Source organism: Myxococcus sp. CA056 (assembly GCF_013336715.1).
GTDB classification, from domain to species: Bacteria; Myxococcota; Myxococcia; order Myxococcales; family Myxococcaceae; genus Myxococcus; species Myxococcus llanfairpwllgwyngyllgogerychwyrndrobwllllantysiliogogogochensis.
The window spans coordinates 1,411,442-1,432,549 of sequence record NZ_JABUMT010000002.1 but is presented as its reverse complement, the minus strand read 5'-3'; the positions used below and the strand labels follow the sequence as shown (position 1 = coordinate 1,432,549).

The window sequence follows — 21,108 nt, the reverse complement described above, 5'->3', positions numbered from 1 at the left end:
TTCACCGCCGCACCGAGGAGCCTGCGATGTACGACGCCACCACGACGACCCCGGATGCCACTCCCCACGCCAAGCTCCACGCTCGACGCTTCGAGGGCATCACCCGCAACTACACCGACAAGGACGTGCTGAAGCTGCGTGGCACCCTGCCCATCAGCTACACGCTGGCGGAAGTCGGCGCGAAGCGGCTGTGGGAGCTGCTCCACACCGAGGACTACATCAACGCGCTCGGCTCGCTCACCGGCAACCAGGCCGTGCAGATGGTCCGCGCGGGCCTGAAGGCCATCTACCTCTCCGGCTGGCAGGTCGCCGCCGACGCGAACTCCGCCGGGCAGATGTACCCGGACCAGAGCCTCTACCCGGTGGACAGCGTCCCCACCGTGGTGAAGAAGATCAACAACGCCCTGCGCCGCGCGGACCAGATCGACCACGCCGAGGGCAAGAGCGACCGCTACTGGTTCGCCCCTATCATCGCCGACGCCGAGGCCGGCTTCGGCGGCCCGCTCAACGCCTTCGAGCTGATGAAGAGCATGATTGAAGCCGGCGCCGCGGGCGTCCACTTCGAGGACCAGCTCGCCAGCGAGAAGAAGTGCGGCCACATGGGCGGCAAGGTCCTGGTGCCCACCAACCACTTCATCCGCACCCTCACCGCCGCGCGCCTCGCCGCCGACGTCATGGGCGTGCCCACCCTGCTCGTCGCCCGCACGGACGCCGACAGCGCCAAGCTGCTGATGAGCGACTCGGACGAGTACGACCACGCCTTCATCGACCGCAAGAACGGCCGCACCTCCGAGGGCTTCTACCGCCTCAACGGCGGCCTCGACTGCGCCATCGCCCGCGGCCTCGCCTACGCGCCCTTCGCGGACCTGGTGTGGTGCGAGACCAGCACCCCGGACCTCGCCCAGGCCAAGAAGTTCGCCGAGTCCATCCGCGCGAAGTTCCCCAACAAGATGCTGGCCTACAACTGCTCGCCTTCCTTCAACTGGAAGAAGAACCTGGACGACGCCACCATCGCCAAGTTCCAGCGTGAGCTGGGCGCCATGGGCTACAAGTTCCAGTTCGTCACCCTGGCCGGCTTCCACGCGCTGAACCACTCGATGTACGAGCTGGCCCGCAAGTACAAGGACCGCGGCATGGCGGCCTACAGCGAGTTCCAGCAGGGCGAGTTCGGCTCGGAGAAGGACGGCTACACCGCCACGCGTCACCAGCGCGAGGTCGGCACCGGCTACTTCGACCAGGTCGCCGAGGTCATCTCCGGCGGCTCCGCCAGCACCCTGGCCCTGCACGAGTCCACCGAGGCCCACCAGTTCTAATCGGGCGCCTTTTCCGCTGATCCATCCGAAGGCCGTGGACCTGGGCACCCTGCCCGTAAGTCCGCGGCCTTCGGTCGTTTTTCTGGCCAGCGGGCAGGCTCCGCGCGCCCGGACGCAACTTCCCGGGGCTTCGGGCGATAATGTGTGCAGACCTCCGAGAATCGCGCTTCGTGCGCCCTCGGTTTGCCAAGGAGCCCACCATGAGCCGCATCAACAACCTCACCGGTCCTCGGGTCCAGGTCCCCACTCCGCAGGCCAACGCCGCGGCCTCGCGCGCGGGCTTCGGCGCGGTGATGCAGCAGCACAACAACAACATGATGTCGGCGGCGAACCGCCCGGGTGATCCGCTGATGTCCACGGGCGGCCTCGTGGTGCAGTCGGCGCTCAACTCCGTGGGCGGCTCCTCGCACGGCGGGCTGCTGAACTCCTACCTGTCGGCCGTGGGCCGTCCCCCCGTGGCCAAGGACGCCAGCTCCGCGGACGGCGCGCAGGCCGCGTCCACGCCGGCGGCGGGCTCCAAGGAGGCGGAGGAGCAGAAGGTGATGATGGAGTTGGCGGAGCTGTCCGCCGCGACGCTGAGCAACTCCATCTTCCACATGGGCAACCGCACGAAGGTGTCGCTGGATTAGTCGCTAGCGCTTCTTCGTCGTCTTGCGCTCGGCGCGCTTGAGGTACTCGGCGCGCTGGCCCTGCTGGAGGTCCCCGGCGCCATCATACGGATGGCCCACCTCCGTGCGCTGACCGCCGTCCTGCCCCGTGATGTCGTTGAGGAACTCGGCGCGCCCTTCGGCGGGCACCCGGTCTCCATCCGCCTCCGGGTCCTTCTGCTTCTCGGGGTCCAGGGGGATTCCGAGCGGCGTCTGGAGATACTCCTTCGGGTCCATGGGGGTCGCTCCTTCGAGGGTGCACTCAGCCCGTGACTCGAAGGTGGGGACGACGGGACGCTTCGCGCAGCGAGAGAGCCGGCGAGCAGCCCCCCGTCACCTCAGTTGAGGTACTTCGGGCGAGGCGGCGTCGCGGGCTGCTGACGCATCATCTCCAGGCCCTGGCGCGTGAGGATGAAGCGCACCACGCCGGAGCCGCGCTCCGTCTCGATGTCCGCCTCGAAGGCAGGACCGGCGATGCCGCCGAGCGCCACGTCCTTGCGAAGGTTGCGCACCTTGCCGCTCAGCATGTCCCCGGCGACGTCCTTCGCGCCCTCTCCCCGCTCGTGCAGCTCGTACGCCGTCTGGTGCAGCGTCATGGCGAGCGAGGGCGTCAGCGGCTGGGAGCTGAAGAGGACGGAGATGAGCAACCAGTAGGGAGGGGTCTCGTCGGAGGACATCGCGCACCCATCCTAAGCGCCTGAGCGCTCGCGGGCCCGAGGAAGTGACGCGGGCAAGGGACGCTAGCCCGCCCGGGGCCTTCGTCGCGAGGCGATGCCCTCCGCCAGCGCCACCTGCTGCTTCCAGTGGCCATACAGCCGGCCCTGGGAGGCGAGCGTGTCCAGCTTGCGCTGCGTCTCCTCATCCACCCGCCCTGGCGCGGCGTCGCGATAGGGCGTGCCGGGCAGCGGCATGAAGGTGTGTCCGTGGACGCGCGCGCCCAGCTTCCCCAGCTTTTCCATCAGGGAGACCGTGGCCTCCACGTCCTCGGGCGTCTCGCCGGGGAGGCCGAGGATGAAATCCACGTTGGGGACGAAGCCGCCCTCCACCGCGAGCCGCGTGGCGCGCACCACCGTCTCCACGTCATGGCCGCGGCGCGTGGCCTGGAGGATGCGCTCGGAGCCGGACTGCCCTCCAATGATGAGGTTGTCGTTGTGGACATAGCGCTTGAGGACCGCGAGCGCCTCCGGTGTGACGTGCTCGGGACGGACCTCCGAGGGGAAGGTGCCGTAGTACACGCGCCCATCGGGAGCCATGGCCTCGCGCACGGCGGCGAGCAGCTCCTCCACGGCGGCCAGGTTCATCGTCTCGTCGGCGGTGCCGTAGGACATGGACGTGGGCGTGATGAAGCGGATGTCCCGCCGCCCCGAGCGCCGCAGCTCTCGGGCCCAGTGCGCGATGTTGGCCACGGAGCGATGGCGGAAGCGCGCCTTGCTCATGAAGGGCGTCTGGCAGAAGCGGCACGCGTAGATGCAGCCGCGCGTTATCTCGATGGCGCCAAACATGGCGTGACGGGCCGCGAAGGGAGGGAAGTCGTCGAGCTTCACGCCCTCGCCCCGGCCGTGCTGCACCAGCTTGCCGTCCTTCAGGTGGGCCACGCCGTGCGTGTCACGCGGGTCTTCTCCGCGCTGCACGCGCCCGAGCAGCTCGCGCAGCGAGTACTCGCCTTCCCCAATCGCGATGAGGTCGAAGCCGGCCTGGAGCGTCTGGACGGGCTCGGCCGTCGCGTGAACTCCGCCCGCGATGCAGAGGACGGAGCGGCCCTCCAGTCGCTCGCGCACCCACGCGAGTTCCTCCGCGGAGACGGCGAAGCTGGCGGAGTAGAAGGACCACGCGGCCACCACGGTGTCGCCCGCGTCGGCGCGCTCCTTCACGGTGGAGAGCAGGGTCTCCCTGTCGCGAGGGAAGAACAGCTTCACGTCCGCGAGCGCGGGGTCGGATTCGACGGCGCCCGCCAGCACGGTGAAGGCGTACTTGCCCGGGTACTGATAGCTGAGGACGAGCGAGATGGGACGGTGCGGCACCATGAGCGTCCACCATGATGCCACATGGCCCCAGCCGCGAGGACTCCGAGAGAGCAGGCGACTCAGCGCGCGGCGGGCGCGGGCCGGACGAGGTCGAGCACCTTGCCAGTGAACTCTGAGAACTCCAGGGCCTCGTCGGGAACGCGCTCATCGGAGTCCGACATGCGCACGGCCACGAGGTCGTACTTCGGCAGCACGAGGACACGCTGTCCGCCCTGGCCAATCGCCGCGAAACCGCTGGGCGGGCCCTCCACGTTCTGTTTGAAGTTGTAGGGAGCGGACTTCTCCATGAAGTCAGTGAGCAGGGAGGCGTCTCCCAGCTTCTCCACGAACGTGGCCAGGAACACGCCCTGCGGAATGGGGCGGTCAGCGAGGTCCCGCAGCCGGGCCAGCGGAGCCTCGGGGAAGCCGTTGCGTCGAGCCTGCTCCAGCATGTCCGTACCGAGCGTGACGGACATGCCCTGCTCGTAGAGGAGCCACCAGAGCAGTCCCCCCGTGGGCGTGTGCGGCTGAGCGGGAGCACCGCCCAACGCCTGGATGTACGACGCGCTCAGGACACGCTGGCCCTTCCACGTGCCGCCCTGGAGCAGCATCTGCCCCACCTTGGCGAAGTCCACGGGATGGAGCTGCAGGCCCGCCATGCCCACGGGGTTGCCCGACGGGTCCTTGTCCCAACGGAAGTCGCGGATGCCGAGCGGAGTGAAGAGCTTCCGCGCGAGATACACATCCATCTTCTCACCCGACGCGCGCTCCACGATGCCCGCGACGAGATTGGTGGCCTTGTTGTTGTACGCGTGCTTGCTGCCGGGCTCGTCCACCACCTCGGAGTCCAGCGCGTAGCGCACGAAGTCCTTGGACTCGTAGATGTCGAAGGCGGTGCGATTCGAGGCCAGTCCCGACGTGTGATTGAGCAGGTGCTTCAGCGTCACCTTGCCCTTGAGGCCGTCCTTCCACTCAGGAAAGAAGGCGGAGACCGGGGTGTCCACGGATGGAATCTTCCCCTCGTCGATGAGCAGGCCGATGGCCAGCGCCACCATGCCCTTGGTGGCGGACATGGCCTCGATGCGATGCGTCTCGCCGCCGAAGTACCACTCCCCCACCAGCTTGCCGTGACGCAGCAGCACGAGCCCCGCGGAGCCTGACTTTTCGGCGGCCTTCAGCAGCTCCGCCAACGCGGGTTCGGACAGCCCTGCCTCCTTGGGAGAACTCCGCTCCAGTCCAGCGCCCACGCCCCAGGCGCGCCGGGCCTCCAGCGCGTTCTTCCGGGCGCGCTCCACCAACGCGTCGTAACCCGGCAGTGTGCGCAGGGAGGCCAGCGTCTTGGCGTGAAGCAGGCCCGACGGGTCGGCCAGTCCCTTGTCGAGCGCCCGCTCCAACCAGGTCATGGCCATGGCCGTATCGCCCGAAGCAGCGGCCATGCCCGCGGCGGCGCGAGCCACCTCCTCGAACTGGTGTCCCGCGTCCCACACCTGTCGCAGCTCGGCGTGCCCCTTCGCCGCGTCCCCCGCGTGCTGGGCCATCCAGGCCCGCGTCATCGCGGCGCTGGCCTCTGGAGAAGACACCGTCGAGGCCGCGGCGGCCGATGGAGGAGAGACCGGCTGGGAGTGGGCGCAAGCCAGCAGCGCGCAGAGCGGCAGGAACAGGGCACGTCGTGACACGAAGGACTCCAGGAGAGCGACGGGGGTGTGGGGTACCGCGACAACCAGTTGCCTGGCTGGCGAGAGAACGCTTCGCCTTCCGTCGCATTTCATTACGCCGTGTAAAGGGACACACGGACGTGTCCCCTGGCGCGCGCCCCTCGGCCGTGTTCCTGGAGGACGTCAGCCGACGGACGACGCGAGAAGTTCCCACGCGGCGCGTACGTGTCGCTCCTGCGTCATCGAAGCCCCGATGGCCATCCGCAGCACATAGCGAGCAGGCGTGCCCTCCACCGCATGCAGCACGGTGTGTGAGAGGAACATCTTGCCCGAGGCATTCACCCGCTCCAGCAGCTCCCGGTTGCGCGCGTCCGTGGCCTGAGGAGGCTCGCCAGGGAGTGGCTTCAAACGGAAGCACACCAGTGACAATGAGCGGGGCACGGCTACCTCGAAGCGCTCATCCTCGGCCACCCACGACTCGAAGCGCTCCCCCAGTCGCACGTGCTCACGGATGTGGGCCCGCAGGCCCTTCGCGCCATAGTGACGCAGCACGAACCACAGCTTCAGCGCGCGGAAGCGGCGCCCCAGCGGCACCTGCCAGTCGCGGTAGTCGATGACAGCGCCGCTCGCGCTCGCGGCGTTGCGCAGGTACTCCGGCGTCACGCTGAGCGCATCGAGCAGCGCCTTCCTGTCCCGCGTGTAGAAGGCATTGCAGTCGAAGTTGGTGAGCAGCCACTTGTGCGGATTGAACGCGAGCGAGTCCACCCCGGACATGCCATCGAGCAGGTCCCGGTGCTCGGGGCACACCAGCGCCGCGCCCGCCCAGGCCGCGTCGACATGCAGCCAACCGCCCGACGCACGCATGGGCGTGCGGGCCATCACCTCACCCACCGCGCGAACCGGGTCCGCAGCGCCCGACGACGTGCTCCCCACGGTGGCGCACACGAAGAAGGGCACGCGCCCCGCCTCGAGGTCCTCGCGGATGGCGCGCTCCAGCAGCTCGGGCCGCATCCCGTAGCGGGCACTCGTCTCGATGAGCCGCACATGCGTCGTGTCCTCGGCGCCATGGGCCACTCCACACAACATGGCCGCCTTGAGCACGGAGGAGTGCGCCTGCGTGGACGCATAGGCCACCCACTCGGAATCAGCGGGAGCGCCGTGACGACGGGCGCGCTCGCGAGCGGCCACCATGGCGACGAGCGTGGCCTCGCTCGCGGTGCCCTGGATGACACTGCCCCCGGTGGCGGAGGTGGAACGGAAGTCCTCGGGCAGGCCCGTCAGCTCCGCGAGCCAGTCGAGCACACGCGTCTCCAGCTCCGTCGCGGCGGGACTGGTGGACCAGAGCATGCCCTGCACGCCCAGGCCCGCGGACAGCAGCTCTCCGAGCACGGCGGGCCCGGAGGCATTCGCCGGGAAGTACGCGAAGAAGGACGGTGACTGCCAATGCGTGAGCCCCGGCAGGATGATGTCCTCCAGGTCCTTGAAGATGCCTTCCCAGCCGGCCTCACCCGCGAGCCCCTCCTCGGGAGGATGCTCGGGCAGCTTCGACGCGACGCCACCAGGCGCCACCTGGGAGCGCACCGGGAAGGACTCCAGCCGCGCCTGATAGTCGGCAATCCAGTCCACCATCCGGTGACCGAGCTTCCGGAACTCCTCCGGGCTCAGGTGGGGCACGCCTCCATCACCGCCAGTCGAGTCATCGCGCATGCGCGGTTCCTGACACGGGCCCCGTGAAGCTTCAAGCGACGCACAGCGCCATCCCTTCAGGAAATGCACTTATTCACGTTTTCCCAACATTGATATGGGAAGAGTCATGGTTTGCTCGGGGGCATGACTCCAGACACCACGAGACGTGCTCCGATGTTTCGAGGGCTCGGCCTGTACGGCGTGCTCGCGCTGACCTTCGCCGCGCTGTGCTGGCCCACACAGGCCCGCGCTCAGGCCTGGTCCCTGACGAGCGCGCAGCGACAAGCGTTCCTCCAGTACTACGCGCCCGTCATCCTCAAGCGCGGCAACGGGAACGACGGGCGGCACGGCTATGACTGGGTGACGAACTTCGACTTCGACCGGGATGGGAACTTCTCGAACAACAAGCTGAACTGGAAGCAGATCCCCCAGTACGTCGACGCGTCTCGTACAGGCCCCAGCGCCTATGACGGTTGGCGCATCCGGCCGACGCTGTACACGTCGCTCATCGAGTTCATGGACGGAGGCAAGAATCTCGTCCTCATCTACCACGTGTATCACGCGCTCGATAAGAACGCGGCCGGGGACTACCAGCTCCACGACTGGGAGCGGGTGGAGCTGCTCGTCCAGAACGTGGTGGGCAACCCGGGCAGTGGTGAGTCCGTTGCTTACGGAGTGGTGACGCAGCACAAGCGCAACGTCGTGCGCCGGGCGGGGCACGTGGACCTGAACTTCATGCAGACGGCCACGGGCAAGCACCTGCTCATCTGGCAGGCGGAGTGGTCCGACAAGCTGGCGGCGGCTCATGGACAGGAGCTGCGCTTCTGCACGGACCCCTACTCGTTCTTCGCGGGCCGCATGGCGAGCGCGGGCAAGGCGGAGGCCGGGGTCAACAACGATGGTAGGAAGAACGTGCACTACGCCTTCGTGCCGGAGGGTTCGGCGGACGCGGTGGCGGCGTTCGGCGCGCGGGCGCTCACGTATGCGACGGCGGACGCGCTGGCGAGCCGCTACGACAACGGGAAGACCGTCACCTGGCCCAACGTGAAGCGAATCACGTACGAGCTACAGGACCTCGCGGACATCCTGCCCACGCACTGGCAATACGGCGGCTACACGACGCACTGGAAGGACACATCCCCCATCGACTTCTGGCTGGAGAGCGCCATCGTCAACGAGGCGGGACAGACGGAGGTGAGCGCCGGGATGCAGCGCTTCTTCCCGCAGACGCGCGACATCGAGAACGAGGATGACCGCGAGGGCTACATCGCGAAGAAGTGGCTGCTGGGCACGTTCGAGCTGAACGACAGCGCGTCCGACTTCGGCGGGGGTGGCTCGAACGCCTTCCACGACAATGCCTATGCCAGCAGCGTGGCGGACTCTCGTGGCCAGACTCGGGCCAGCGCGAGCGGCTACAGCACGTCGCCGGGTTCCTTCTGGTGGCAGCACGACTACTTCGTGCACACGGGCTTCACGGACTCCAATGACGGCGTGGAGCATGGCTTCTGGCTGCCGGGCGCGTGGTACTCGCCGACGAGCGGCGGCTTCGACGGGCGCTGGGTCCAGCTCTTCGGCGACCGTCCAGGCCTGGAGTCAGGGCAGCGCTGAGCCGAGCCACTTCACGCGGCCAGGACACCGCGCCGCACCAGCTCGCGGAAGAAGCGCGCGGCCGGGTCGGCGTGGGTGCGCTCGTGCCAGCACATCGAGATTCTGACGGAATGTGAGGGATGCGGCGCGTCGACCGGATGCACCGTGAGACGCGCGCCGTGCTCGTGTACGAGCGACTCTGGCAACGTCGCGACCAGGTCGGTCGCGGCGACGACCGCCGCCGCCGCCGTGAACGTGGGCACCGTCATGACGACCTCCCGCGGGATGCCCGCACGTGCGTAGGCGGCTCCAACGGCGTCACCGAAGCCCTTTCCCGGCACCATCTCCACGCGGACATGCCGGAGTCCCCCCAGCGCCCGTGCCGACTGGCGCTTGCCCAGCACCGGGTGCCCTCGGCGAGCCACGAGCACGGTGCGCTCCGTCAACAACGGCTCGAAGTGCAGACCCGCCCCCTGTCCCGCCACGCCCAGGTGCAAATCCACCTGCCCCGACCCCAGGTCCCCCAGCGAGACGAGGGAATCGATACCGACCACGCTCAGGCGCGCGTTCGGTAGCTCCTTGCGCATCAGCGCCGCGATTCGCGGCACCCACGTGAGCTGTCCCGCATCGGCGATGGCCAGGGTGAAGGTCTGCTTGCACCGCAGCGGCTCGAAAGGGACTTCATGGAGCGCGAGCTCCATCTCTCGAAGCCCACGGCCAATGGCGGGGGCCAGCGCGAGCGCTCTCGGCGTGGGGACGATGCCACGTCCCTTCCGCGTCACGAGTGGGTCCCCGAGCAGGGCGCGGAGCCGGGCCAGACTGTTGCTGATGGCCGACGGCGTGACATGGAGCCGCTCGGACGCGCGCACCACGCTGCGCTCGGTGAGCACGGTGTGGAGGACCAGGAGGAGATTGAGGTCGATGGCCCCTATCTGAATGCTCATGGCTCGTGAGGTTACTGCTCACGAATCATCACGGCCAGGAAGGTCTCACCGGCCGCATATTGGGCGCATGCACAGACTGCTCGGCTGGCTCGTCACCGGCACGCTCATCGCGTGCCACACGTCTCCACCTGTCCTTCCCCAGCGCACGCCCATGCCCACCACCCACCAGGCCCCCGTCCTCGACTCCTTCATCTCCTACCGAGAGGAGGGCACCGGCTCGCCCATCGTGTTCCTCCACGGCAACCCCACGTCTTCGTACGTGTGGCGCAAGGTGACTCCACAGCTCGCCGACCGGGGCCGCTGCCTCGCGCCCGACCTCATCGGGATGGGGAGCTCCGGCAAACCCGACATCGCCTATCGCTTCGCGGACCACGCGCGGTACCTCGACGCCTGGTTCGACGCGCTCGACCTGCGCGACGTCGTGCTCGTCGGCTACGACTGGGGCGGAGTGCTCGCCCTGGACTGGGCCTCGCGACATCCGGACCGCGTGCGGGGCGTCGTGGTCTTCGAGACATTCTTCCGGTCGATGAACTGGAGCGACTCGACGCCACAGGGTGAGCAACTGTTCCGCGCGCTGCGTACGCCCGGCGTCGGCGAGAAGATGGTGCTGGAGCAGAACGAGTTCCTCGCACGCTCCCTCGCCAATGGCGTCAAGACGGGCCTCACCGAGAGCGCCCGCGAGGCCTACTACGCCCCCTACCCCAATGCCGCGTCACGGCGCCCCATGCTTCAGTGGCCGCGTGAGCTTCCCATCGAAGGAGAACCCGCCGATGTCATCGCCGTCATCGAGCGCTATGACGCGTGGCTTGCCCATCCCTCCGTGAAGCCCGCACTCCTCCTGACGTTCGGGGACACCGGCCTGAGCGCGCCGAAAGTCATCGAGTGGGTACGCAAGTCCCTCCCGGGCCTCGAAATCGTTCCGCTCCCCCCGGCGGGACACCACGCGCCGGAGGACGCGCCCGACGACATCGCCCGCGCGCTCCGAAGCTGGCTCGACCGTCACGGCTGGTGAGCCCCATCGCGACGTGTGACTCGACTTGCACGCCAGCACCTCGAATGCTGGCGTACACACGCCGCGTCAGCGCAGGTCGAGAAGCCCCGCGTCGGTGACCTTCTCGAGGCCGCTCACCCAGGCAAACTCGTCCGTGTCGTTGTCGTACACGTTGAGGACGCCGCCCCTCGCGTACAGGACGAGCGTTCGCCCGTCCTCGCTGATGTCGTGCACCCCCTCCATGCCTTGAGCCTTCAGCTCGCGGACCTCATCCCCGTCGAGCGAGTACTCATACAGTTGGGAAACGCCGGTGGAGAAGTAGTTGCTCTCGATGAAGTACGCCGTCCTGCGCCGCGCACTCGCCGCAGCGATTCCGAAGCCGCTGCAGTACGTCTCATGTGTCCGCCAGACCTTCTCCTGGCCGGTGCGCAGGTCGAGGCGACGATAGGTGGCCGAGTCCGCACCTTCGCAGTTCATACCCTCGTCCTGTGTCCCCTCGCGGTAGAAGACCATCGAGTCCCCCAACACCACGGGTGTCAGCAGTCCCTTCCGCTTCTGTTTCATGGGGGAGCCCAGCTTCCAGGGCTTCGTGCCCGAAGGGTCCAGCGTGGCGACCCGGACTCCGCCACGCTCGTGCCGCACCACGGTGCGCGACTCCCCCAGGACCAGGTCGTTGCTCGCGGTGTCCGTCACATGCGCGGGCAACACGCGAACGCCCTCGGGCTTGGGCCCGAAGCTCCAGCTCCACCAGTCCGCGGTGGTCAAGGTCCCGTTGGCGACGAGCACACGAGAGCCGTCTGCCGTGAACAACTCGGGACGCTGCGAGTGCTGGACCTGGTTGCTGGTCCACTGCGCCGGGACTCCGGGGGTGATGGCCACGACGCCCTCGAGGTCCCCCATCACGAGCAGGTTGCCCTCCTTGGCGCGTCCCGCTTTGTCGGTGGGCACCTCGACCTTCCGACCCGACAGCGTCATGCTCACCAGTCGAGTCGTACCGATATCCCCGCTGACCGAAACACCCATCGCCCAGCGTCCCGTGGGTGGATGCACGGCGAGGTACCAGAACGAGCACGGCTCGGTCTCCCGAAACAACTTGCCCTTGTCGGGCCCACCCAACATCCGGTGCTCCTCGACCTGTTCGCAGTCCGCGAGGGTTCGCGAGCCCCGCGAGTCGATATGGAGGACCTTCCCAGGGACCAGGGCAATCAGTGGCACCGGGGACACGGTGGCGGCGGGAGACACAGGGGTTTCGGCCCACGCCGTCGCGGACGTGGCCAACAGTGCGGAGAGCACCGTGCTGCGCAAGATGTCGTGCATACACCTGATGACGGACTCACCTGTGCTGTATTCACCATGCGTGTGATTGTTCCACCGGAGCGGTTGAGCGCCCCGGGGTTCAGCGCACGCCGCGCGGCCCCTTCGGCTGCCGGGGTCGCCGCGCACCGGGCAGGTCCGCGAACAACCGGTCCGCGAGTTGCTTCAGGGCCAGCGGGTCATCGCCACCGAGCCGCAGCGTCAGCCGCGCGGGGTTCTCATCGAACTGGGCATGCACACAGAGCGGCCCCGCCTGCAAACAGGCCACGCGGCCCAGCAATGGCAGGACAGGCACGAACCCGGCGCGCTGCAGCAGCGCCACGGCCCGCGGCAACACCCCGCTTCCCTCGCAGCCCTGGGTCACCACTTCGTGGTGCGCACGGAGGCGCAGCTCGAAGTGGCTGAACACGCTCGTGGTGATGCGTTCGCCGAAGGTCTCGTGGGACTCGACGGGTAATTGCAAGTCGAGCGAAACACCCTGCTCCAGCACCACGAGCGGCACGTCATCATCCTCGGCGCGCCGCAGGTCGAGGTAGTGGTCATACAACGCCACCTGCGACTCGTCGGTTTCGAGGGCCACGGGGAAGAAGCGGCTGGACAGCGCGTCGTCGTCCTCGCCGAGCCGCTCTGCGATGGCGGAGAAGCGGTGGTCCTGCGTGGCGCCAAACGGACAGTAGTCGTTGCTGCTACCCCCCATCCGCCGCAGGAACTCCACATAGAACCCAGGCAGGGTGACGTCCCGTCCGGCGGTCAGGGTCGCGATTGCGGCGTCCGGCACCCCCTCCAGCCGGGACAGGAACACCGGGTCGCGCTGCCGGATGAACTCGAACACCAGGGGCCAATCCATGAGAGGGTTTCTCCTGAGCAGCACGCCAACCGGACACGGAGCAACGGTTTCAGGCTTCGCTCGCCACGGCGACGTCCTGCTCCAACGCCTCCCGGACCTCCTGGAGCGCCCCCAGCGCCGTCTTCAGTGACGCCACGGACACCCGGCCTCCCACCTTGTTCGCCCAGGCCAGTTGACGCGCCTCCACCTCGCGCAGTCGCTCGCGCCCCTTCGTCGTCAGGGCGATGAGCTTGGCCCGGCGGTGGTGCGGGTTGTCCTGGTACTCGACCAGCCCGTCGGCCTCCAGCGCGTCCGCCGTCTGCTGCACGCTCTGCCGGGTCAATCCAATGGTGCGCGCCACGTTCGCCACCGGCGTCGGCTCATGGTCCACCACACCCAGCACCTGCCAACGCGCGCTCGTCAGCCCCGACGGCTCGGAGAGGCGCTCACCCGCCGCGAGCAGCAGGCCGTTGTTCCGGAAGATTTCGAGCACCAGGTCCGTGAACGTCGACCCGGCCGTCGTGTATTTCGCCATGGACAGAAGGCTGTCTGATTGACAGATGGCTGTCAATCAACCGCGTCTCCCGCGCTTCCGAAACTCCCGTGAATTTCCGGAGGCCCGTGACGTCCCAGGAGCGCACCCACGCCTCCAGGAGCCCGTGATGCTTCGCGCCCTCGCCGGACTTCTTCCCCTGTGTCTGCTCGCCACCGCCTGCGGAACCTCGGCTCGACAACAGGCGCTGCTGGAGCGCCGGGAGGCCATCCGCGCTTCCAATGACGCCTTCGCCGCGGAGGAGCTCGCCCACTACCGGGGCAAGAGCGGCTTCCAGGAGACCCGCTGGGGCATGTCCCCCGACGAGGTCCGCGCGCTCCATCCCGAGGCCCGGACGACTTCGTCCCAAGGCGACCTTCGCGTCACCACCCGCGTCACGGACCGCCTGGCGACGGTGGACTTCAGATTCACCCTGAACAAGCTCGCCACCGTGTCGCTGCGCTTCGACACCGACGCGCCCCTGCGCGAGGACTTCGGTGCGCTCTCGGAGCTGCTGAGCATGAAGTATGGCGCGCCCACCTCGCGTCGGGACACGGCCGAGGACGCGGAGGAGCGCCTGCGCATGGCGGAGTCCCTTAACCTGAGCCTGGGCGAGGGCACGAGTTTTTCCCGGACCACCGGGGACGACCACGCCTACGAGGAGCGGCGTCGCATCGAGGCGCTCGCGGCCAGGACGGACTACCAGTTGGAGAAGACGTGGAAGGACTCGGAGACGAAGCTCCAGCTCTCCGGTTGGCAGCAGCCCGACTCCAAGCGGCTCACCCTGAACTATGTGAGCCGCTACCTCGAGCCCCACCTGAGCAAGCGCTCCGAGACCCAGGACCTGGAGCTCAAGCGCGCGCAGGCCCAGGAGCTGTGAGCGCGGACCCAGGACTCGGGAGCTTCAGCGGCGAGCCCCCGAGTCCGCGTCGATGAGCACAGCGTCCCGGCGCGAGCCTCAAGAGCGCCGGCGACGCACCCAGGCCAGGCCCATCAACCCCAGGAGCGCGAGCCCCGCGAGCGGCCCGCCAGCGCTGTTGCAGCCCGCGGCCTCCCCGTCCGAGCCATCGGGAGTCACACCCGTGGGAGGCAGCACTCCGCCGGGTCCCTCCTCCGGCAACGTGCCCGCATCGCTCCCAGGCGGAGTGCCCGCGTCCTTGGGCTCCTCCGGCTCCGGGTCGACCGGCGGACCCGCGTCCACCGTGGGCGTGCCCGCGTCCGTCGGGGGAGGAGGGCCCGCGTCCACCGTGGGCGTCCCCGCATCCGCGGGAGGAGGCGTGCCCGCATCCGGCGTGGGCGTGGGCGTCGTGTCCAGCACGTCCGCCAGCGTCGTCGCCTGGATGAAACCGTCGTGGTACAGCACGCCCACCGGCTTCACCGTGTCGCTGCGATACAGGCCCAGCTTCAGATAGTTGTTCTGGCCCGCGTACATCGTCACCGCGCTCTTCTTCGCCAGCACCTTCTCCTTGTTGTGCCAGAGCTCCACGAAGCCCGTGCTCGCCTTGGAGGACCACTTCACGTGCAGGATGAACTCGTGCCACACGCCGCGCTGGAGCTTGCCGCGCCATGGAATGGTGGAGTCGTAGTTGAGCGCCATGCGAATCTCCTCGCCGCGCACGTAGAACTCCAGCGGCGGTGAGCCGCAGCACCCGTCATGGTGCCACTGCGTGAAGAGCTGCCACGTGTCCACGCTGGGGAAGTCCGCCGCGAACATCACCTTCCAGCGGTAGAAATACTCGGAGCCTTCCTTCTCCTTGCCCTGGTACACCAGCTCGTTGCGATTGCCGCTGGAGTTGATGGGGTCGTCGCCCTGCTTCACGGTGACCTTGAGCGCGTACTTGCCCTCCGCCACCGGGTTCGTCACCACCAACAACCGGTCCGAGCTCACCACCTGCTCGCTCGAGTATTGCGAGCGGTTGCCCGTCTCGAAGTCACCGCGCCACACGACTCCGGCGAACGCCAGACTGGGGAGCATCCACATCGCAAGCATTCCAGGAACAAAGACTCTCAATGGCACGCGTCCTTGCGAAGGTTTGAAAGCCAACGGTCGACACACGGTAGCCGAAAGCATTCCACGCTTCATTCCCCCCACCGTTTCTTCCCACTCGCCTGACAACAGGGCGAGCGTCCAGTCAGGGGGTTGGACGTTTGATATATGTTTCACCCCGCGCGAGCCCGTGCGTGGGCCACGCGTGCCTGCCAGGGCGGATAGTTCACCTAATGACTCAGCGCGTCACACAAGGAAACAAGCGAGCGTGAGCTGACCGCCGGCAGGTGGTGTGGTGTATGGTCCCCACCCCTTCCGGCGCCCATTCCAGGGGCGTCCCGGGTGCACCCATGCTTGTCCTGCGTGACGTCCAGAAGACCGACCTGGCCGGCCTCAAGCGGCTCGCCGCCGTGCTCAACACGGTGAACCTGCCGAACAACGAGGAGACGCTCGAGAACATCATCGACAAGTCGGTGAAGAGCTTCGCCGGGAAGGTGAAGAACCCCTTCGAGCGGGAGTACCTCTTCGTCCTCGAGGACGTGCGCAACGGGCTCATCATCGGCACGTCGATGATCATCGCCCAGCACGGCACGTACGAGGCGCCGCACATCTATTACGAGGTGAGCGAGCGGGAGCACTACTCCGCCTCCCTGGAGCGGCACCTGCGGCACAAAGTGCTGTCCATCGCCTACAACTACGAGGGGCCCACCGAAATCGGCGGCCTCGTGGTGGACCCGCCGTACCGGGCCACGCCGGACAAGCCCGGCAAGCAGCTGTCCTACGTGCGCTTCCTCTTCCTCGCCATGCACCGCCGGCTGTTCCGCCCGCGCGTGCTGGCGGAGCTGCTCCCGCCCCTGCTCCCCGACGGGCGGAGCCTCTTGTGGGAGGCGTGCGGCAAGAAGTTCACCGGCCTGACGTACCTGGAGGCGGACCGCCTCAGCCGGCAGAACAAGGAGTTCATCAAGGAGCTGTTCCCCGCGTCGGACATCTACGCGTCGCTCTTCCCGGACCGCGTGCAGAAGGTGCTGGGCGAGGTGGGGCCGCAGACGCGCGGCGTGCAGCGCATGCTGGAGCGCATCGGCTTCCGGTACGTGGAGCGCATCGACCCGTTCGACGGCGGTCCGCACTTCGAGGCCAACACCTCCGACGTGTCGCTGGTGCGCAAGTACCGCACGGTGAAGCTCGCGGACGAGGACTTCGAGATGGAGGGGGACGACATCCTCGTCGCCTACGAGCGCGAGTCCGGTCGCAACCGCTTCCGCTCGGTGCGCTGCCAGGCCCGGCTCGACAACACGGTGGCCTACCTGCCCGCCCGCGCCAAGGAAATCCTCGGCGCCGACGCGGGCGCGAAGCTGTCCATCATCCCCTTCGAGTAACCCGCGCCCATCTCACGGCCGGCGCACCACCCGGTGCGCCCCGCGCAAGAGCGACAACCACCGCGCTCCAGCCTCCAGCGCCGGGCCGCGCGCCTCCGCGAGCGCCAGCGCCAGGTGCGTGTCCGCGCGGACGTCATCCAACGACGTGGGGTCCAAATCCAGCGTGCCCCCTCCCACCAGCGCCACGCGCACCCAGGCGTGGGGCCGGGCCGGCCCTCCGTCCACCACGAGCAGTCCGTGCACCAGGGCCACCTTCACGCCCTTCTCCCGCGCCCACGCCGCGAAGCGAAGCGCGTGCGCCAGACACCCGCCCGCCTCCCCCGCCCCGTCCTCGCTCCAGTCCGCCGCGCCGGGCCCCTTCTCCGGAAACGCGGCGTGCACCCTCGCCGACAGGGCCCGCGCCGCCCCCACCGTCCAGGGCGTCATGCCATCCAGTGTCGAGGGGACCTCCAGCGGGGGCACCATGGCCAGCGCCCCCGTCTCGCCTTCCACCGGCAGCCCCTTCGCGAAGAAGTCCGGCGGGGCGCGCAGCCGCTCACCCGGCGCCGCCACGGTGAAGCGCGACTCGCCCACCTCCAGCACGTCCATGCGTCCGCCCGCGTCGTAGCGCGCCCGGAAGGGTGTTCCGAGCAGCGTGCCCTCCACCCACGGCGCCCTCCCCCCCGTGACGCAGTGCGGGCCCTCGCGGCCAGACAGCTCCTCGCGTCCCGTCACACAGCCCGGCGCGGGAGGCCCCCGCCACAGCCACAGCGCCTGGGGAACCACGGCCCGGCCCGGGAGCCGACCCGCGGCATCCACCTCCAGCGTGGCCTCGCGCCGACGCTCCCCGTGCTCACGTCCTCGTGTGTGCAGGTGCCGGCTCAGATACGTGAAACGTCCGGCGGCCTGCGTCAACGTCACCGTGCCCACCGGCACCCCGCGCCAGGAGAAGACGAAGCGCGCCTCCTCCCTCCGAGGCGGACCCCCGACACCCTCACTTTCAGGGCTGACGGGATTCACTGGGAGAGCGAGGACAAGGAGGGCGAGCAGGACGGACACGGGGCTCCCCAGTCTGCGGCGTTTTGAGGACCGGCGCGAGAAGGCGGGGTAGCCTCGGTCGGTCCATGGGCGCCAAACGGTATCTCTTCGCGTTCGGCCTGGCGGCCGGCCTGCTGTCCGCGCTCGTGTTGGGGGGCGTCCTTCAGTTGAGCGGCCAGCAACTGGAGTCCTCCTCCTGGCTGGCGCTGCTCCTGGCCACCCCCGCGCTGTACCTGACGGGCGGGTATCTGGCGTGGTTCCGGTGGGCGGCGCTGCGGCGGCTGGCGCGCCGACGCGTCATGGCCCGGCTGGCGGAGGGCGACCTCACCACGACGGGCGGGCACAAGTACGAGGGGCACGAGGATGTGCGCCGCCTGGTGCTGTCCCTGCGCCGCGCCCTGTCGCAGGTGCAACGGGTGACGGCGAACCTGCACCGCACCAGCACGGACGTGAGCGAGCAGGCCCGCATGCTGCTGGAGGCCGCGCGGCGCCAGGGCGGCGCGGTGGAGCGCACGCTGCACTCCGTCAGCGGCATGGGCGGCAGCCTCCAGGTGGTGGGCAAGCGGGTGCACCAACTGGAGGTGTTCGCCGTCGACACCACGGGCGCGCTCCTGGAGATGACCGAGCGGCTGGAGCAGGTGGTGGAGTCGCTGTCGCAGGTGAACGACTTCGCCAATCACACCACCGCGCTGATGCAGGCGATGAGCGAACGGCTGGCCAACATCGCCTCCTCGGGTGACGAGCTGGCGCGCTTCGCGAGCGAGGCGGAGGACTTCGTGGCGCTCGTCGAGGGCGGCATCGACTCCGTGCGCCGCCGCGCCAGCGAGACGAACCAGCTGGCCCTGGCGGTGACGGCGACGGCCGAGCGCGGCGAAGTGCTGGTGGCCGACAGCGTCAAGGGCATGTACCGGGTGGAGGAGACGGTCCGCAAGGCCGCGGAGCTGATGGGCACGCTGGGCTCGCGCTCCGCCGAAATCGGCCGCATCGTCGACGTCATCCAGGAAATCGCGGACCAGACGAACCTGCTCGCGCTCAACGCCGCCATCATCGCGGCGCAGGCCGGCGTGCATGGCCGCCCCTTCGGCGTGGTGGCCAACGAGATTCGCAACCTGGCCGAGCGCACCACGCGCTCCACACGCGAAATCGCGGCCATGGTGTCCGGCGTCCGCGACGCGGTGCTGACGGCCGTGGCGCTGGTGCACGAGGGCCGCGAGCAGGCCACCGCGGGCGTGGCCCTGGGAGACCGCGCGTCCGAGGCGCTGGTGGAGATTCGCTCGATTACCCGGCGCACCTTCAGCGCCGTGGAAGCCACGGTGACGGAGACGCAGCTCTTGGAGGCCCAGGGCGCCACGGTGGTGGAGGCCAGCCGCCGCGTGGCCCGCCGCGTGGAAGACGTCACGCGCATGGCCATTGAACAGTCCGGCCACGCGCGCGAGCTGGTGCGGCAGACGCAGGAGATGGCCCGCGTGGGCCATGGCGCGTCGCAGAAGGCGGAGGACCAGGCGCGCACGGGCCGCGACTTGTCGGAGTCCGTGGTGCGCCTGAGCGCGGCGATTGAAGAGCTGCGCACCGCCAACGTGGTGCTCACCAAGGCGGACTCGTCCATCCGCGAGGAAGTGGCGCAGGTGCGCGAGGACGCGCGCCGGGTCATCCGCATTGGCGACGGGCTGACGCGCACGGTGGACCAGCTGAGCCACGAGGCGCTGGGCCTGGAGACGGAGGTCTTCCGCTTCCGACTGCCCCAGCCGCGCGCGGGCGGCATGCTGCGCGTCGTGCTGCATCAGGCGGCGTCGCTGCGCAACCGCCAGGCGGTGGACCCGCTGTTCAGCGTGGAGAACCAGCTCTCGGAGCTGACCGCGTGCGCCTTCTCCAGCCTCCTGCGCCTGGAGGACGGCGGACTGGAGCCGGACCTCGCCGAGCGTTGGGACGCGGACCCCTCCGCGCGCCGCTATCGCTTCTATCTGCGCCGGGGCGTCACCTTCCACGACGGCGCGCTCTTGACGGCCAGCGACGTGAAGCGCCACCTGGAGCGCCTGCTGGACCCGGCGGTGCGCTCACCGGACCGCAGCCTCCTGGAGGACGTGGAGGGCGCGTCCGAGTACACGTCCGGCCTCGCGCGCGAGGTGTCGGGCATCGAGGCGCTCGACGACGCCACGCTGGAAATCCGCCTGCGCGAGCCGAAGGCGTTCTTCCTGCACCTGATGGCGCTGACGCCCACGGCGGTGGCGCGGGTGGACTCCAGTGGCAGGCTGGTGGGCACCGGCCCCTTCCGCGTCATGTCCCTGGAGCCGGAGCGCGTGGTGATGGAGCGCAACCCGTCCTACTGGCGCGCGGGCACGCCGCTGTTGGACCGGCTGGAGTTCCAGTTGGTGAACTCGCGACAGGAGGCCGTGGCGCGGCTGCGCGAGGGCGCCGCGGACCTGGTGTCCTTCCTCTCCGCCGAACACGTGGAGGTGCCGGGCCTGGAGTCCTTCCAGGTGCTCGCCAGCACCACGCCCTCCACCGCCTTCGTGGCCCTCAACCTGCGCGAGGCGCCCTACGACGACGTGCGCGTGCGACGCGCGCTGCGCGCGGGCATGGACATCGTCGGCGCGGTGGAGCAGTTCCACCCGGGCGCCCGCGTGGCGCGCACGCTCACCCCGCCGGAGCTCATCGGCGGCACGGAAGTCGGGCCCCTGCCCGCGCCCGACGTGGCGCTGGCCGAGCAGTTGTTGCGCGACGCGGGCCTGCGGCGGCTGCGGCTCACCCTGCACCACCCCGCGGGCCGGGACACTGCCGCCGAGGACGCGGTGCTCTTCCGCCCCTTGTTGCAGGCGGGCCTGCTGGAGCTCAAGCACGTGGAGATGGCGCCGGAGGAGTACTCGGCGCGGCTGCGCGACGGAAAGGTGCCGGCCTTCCGCACGCTGTGGCTGGCGGACTTCCCGGACCCGGACACGTTCCTCTACTTCCTGCTGCACTCCAGCGCGCAGACGGTGTACCCGCTGGGCTATCGCAACCCGGAGCTGGACCGCATCACCGCCGAGGCACGTGTGTCCATCGACCCGGGCCTGCGGCAGCAGCTCTACGTGCGCGCCGAGCACCTCTTCCGCGACGACTGTCCGCTCATCCCGCTGTACCACGAGCGCGTGCACGCGGCGGCCACCTCCACGGTGCAGGGCCTTCGCCTGCACCAGACGCCGCCGCAGGTCCGCTACGAGGACCTGTGGGTGGACCCGAATACGACCGAGTGA

At 68.9% G+C, this 21,108-nt stretch carries 18 protein-coding genes; 7 read left to right on the top strand and 11 right to left on the bottom strand.

Annotation, left to right across the window (positions count from 1 at the left end; all coding sequences use genetic code 11):
• Positions 1 to 26: 26 nt before the first annotated feature.
• Together aceA and HUA76_RS13285 are read left to right on the top strand one after the other, a co-directional pair.
• The gene (gene aceA / locus HUA76_RS13290; RefSeq protein ID WP_174457883.1) at positions 27 to 1,313 is read left to right on the top strand and encodes an isocitrate lyase; all 1,287 of its coding nucleotides are present in this window, start codon (positions 27 to 29) and stop codon (positions 1,311 to 1,313) included.
• Between the two features lie 200 nt (positions 1,314 to 1,513).
• The gene (locus HUA76_RS13285) at positions 1,514 to 1,942 is read left to right on the top strand and encodes a hypothetical protein (RefSeq protein WP_141647273.1); all 429 of its coding nucleotides are present in this window, start codon (positions 1,514 to 1,516) and stop codon (positions 1,940 to 1,942) included.
• A gap of 3 nt (positions 1,943 to 1,945) precedes the next feature.
• On the opposite strand, the gene HUA76_RS13280 is transcribed toward HUA76_RS13285, so the two are convergent.
• From HUA76_RS13280 to HUA76_RS13260, 5 genes are all read right to left on the bottom strand, one after another.
• A complete protein-coding gene (locus HUA76_RS13280) occupies positions 1,946 to 2,197 on the bottom strand; it encodes a hypothetical protein (protein ID WP_141647274.1) in 252 nt (83 codons plus the stop codon).
• A gap of 101 nt (positions 2,198 to 2,298) precedes the next feature.
• Positions 2,299 to 2,637 (bottom strand): hypothetical protein, encoded by a 339-nt coding sequence (locus HUA76_RS13275; protein ID WP_141647275.1) that lies wholly within the window; start codon positions 2,635 to 2,637, stop codon positions 2,299 to 2,301.
• A gap of 63 nt (positions 2,638 to 2,700) precedes the next feature.
• Positions 2,701 to 3,984: a TIGR04013 family B12-binding domain/radical SAM domain-containing protein gene (locus tag HUA76_RS13270; RefSeq protein WP_174457882.1), complete on the bottom strand. Its 1,284-nt coding sequence runs from the start codon at positions 3,982 to 3,984 to the stop codon at positions 2,701 to 2,703.
• A gap of 59 nt (positions 3,985 to 4,043) precedes the next feature.
• The gene (locus tag HUA76_RS13265) at positions 4,044 to 5,639 is read right to left on the bottom strand and encodes a serine hydrolase domain-containing protein (RefSeq protein WP_371823469.1); all 1,596 of its coding nucleotides are present in this window, start codon (positions 5,637 to 5,639) and stop codon (positions 4,044 to 4,046) included.
• A gap of 162 nt (positions 5,640 to 5,801) precedes the next feature.
• On the bottom strand, positions 5,802 to 7,325 hold the full coding sequence (locus tag HUA76_RS13260) for a pyridoxal-dependent decarboxylase (RefSeq protein WP_174461029.1): 1,524 nt from the start codon (positions 7,323 to 7,325) through the stop codon (positions 5,802 to 5,804).
• 153 nt (positions 7,326 to 7,478) lie between these two features.
• Here HUA76_RS13260 and HUA76_RS13255 point away from each other — a divergent pair, with 153 nt between their 5' ends.
• Entirely contained in the window at positions 7,479 to 8,912 is a 1,434-nt protein-coding gene (locus HUA76_RS13255) for a hypothetical protein (protein ID WP_254614151.1), read from the top strand.
• Between the two features lie 11 nt (positions 8,913 to 8,923).
• On the opposite strand, the gene HUA76_RS13250 is transcribed toward HUA76_RS13255, so the two are convergent.
• Complete coding sequence (locus HUA76_RS13250; protein WP_174461027.1) at positions 8,924 to 9,835, bottom strand: LysR family transcriptional regulator; 912 nt, start codon at positions 9,833 to 9,835, stop codon at positions 8,924 to 8,926.
• 67 nt (positions 9,836 to 9,902) lie between these two features.
• Between HUA76_RS13250 and HUA76_RS13245 the strand changes: the two genes are divergently transcribed.
• The gene (locus HUA76_RS13245) at positions 9,903 to 10,847 is read left to right on the top strand and encodes a haloalkane dehalogenase (RefSeq protein WP_174461026.1); all 945 of its coding nucleotides are present in this window, start codon (positions 9,903 to 9,905) and stop codon (positions 10,845 to 10,847) included.
• A 66-nt stretch (positions 10,848 to 10,913) separates the two neighbouring features.
• On the opposite strand, the gene HUA76_RS13240 is transcribed toward HUA76_RS13245, so the two are convergent.
• From HUA76_RS13240 to HUA76_RS13230, 3 genes are all read right to left on the bottom strand, one after another.
• Positions 10,914 to 12,143, bottom strand: coding sequence for a hypothetical protein (locus HUA76_RS13240; protein WP_174461025.1), 1,230 nt, complete (start codon positions 12,141 to 12,143; stop codon positions 10,914 to 10,916).
• A 79-nt stretch (positions 12,144 to 12,222) separates the two neighbouring features.
• The gene (locus HUA76_RS13235) at positions 12,223 to 12,987 is read right to left on the bottom strand and encodes a hypothetical protein (protein WP_174461024.1); all 765 of its coding nucleotides are present in this window, start codon (positions 12,985 to 12,987) and stop codon (positions 12,223 to 12,225) included.
• A gap of 49 nt (positions 12,988 to 13,036) precedes the next feature.
• Positions 13,037 to 13,501, bottom strand: a complete 465-nt coding sequence (locus tag HUA76_RS13230) for a MarR family winged helix-turn-helix transcriptional regulator (RefSeq protein WP_174457873.1) — start codon at positions 13,499 to 13,501, stop codon at positions 13,037 to 13,039.
• A gap of 127 nt (positions 13,502 to 13,628) precedes the next feature.
• Between HUA76_RS13230 and HUA76_RS13225 the strand changes: the two genes are divergently transcribed.
• Complete coding sequence (locus HUA76_RS13225; RefSeq protein WP_174461023.1) at positions 13,629 to 14,378, top strand: hypothetical protein; 750 nt, start codon at positions 13,629 to 13,631, stop codon at positions 14,376 to 14,378.
• Between the two features lie 78 nt (positions 14,379 to 14,456).
• On the opposite strand, the gene HUA76_RS13220 is transcribed toward HUA76_RS13225, so the two are convergent.
• A complete protein-coding gene (locus tag HUA76_RS13220; protein WP_254614150.1) occupies positions 14,457 to 15,479 on the bottom strand; it encodes a polysaccharide lyase in 1,023 nt (340 codons plus the stop codon).
• A gap of 356 nt (positions 15,480 to 15,835) precedes the next feature.
• Here HUA76_RS13220 and HUA76_RS13215 point away from each other — a divergent pair, with 356 nt between their 5' ends.
• Complete coding sequence (locus HUA76_RS13215) at positions 15,836 to 16,861, top strand: arginine N-succinyltransferase (protein ID WP_141647287.1); 1,026 nt, start codon at positions 15,836 to 15,838, stop codon at positions 16,859 to 16,861.
• A 12-nt stretch (positions 16,862 to 16,873) separates the two neighbouring features.
• On the opposite strand, the gene HUA76_RS13210 is transcribed toward HUA76_RS13215, so the two are convergent.
• Positions 16,874 to 17,899 (bottom strand): lasso peptide biosynthesis protein, encoded by a 1,026-nt coding sequence (locus HUA76_RS13210; protein ID WP_174461021.1) that lies wholly within the window; start codon positions 17,897 to 17,899, stop codon positions 16,874 to 16,876.
• 65 nt (positions 17,900 to 17,964) lie between these two features.
• Here HUA76_RS13210 and HUA76_RS13205 point away from each other — a divergent pair, with 65 nt between their 5' ends.
• Positions 17,965 to 21,108, top strand: coding sequence for an ABC transporter substrate-binding protein (locus HUA76_RS13205; RefSeq protein ID WP_174461020.1), 3,144 nt, complete (start codon positions 17,965 to 17,967; stop codon positions 21,106 to 21,108).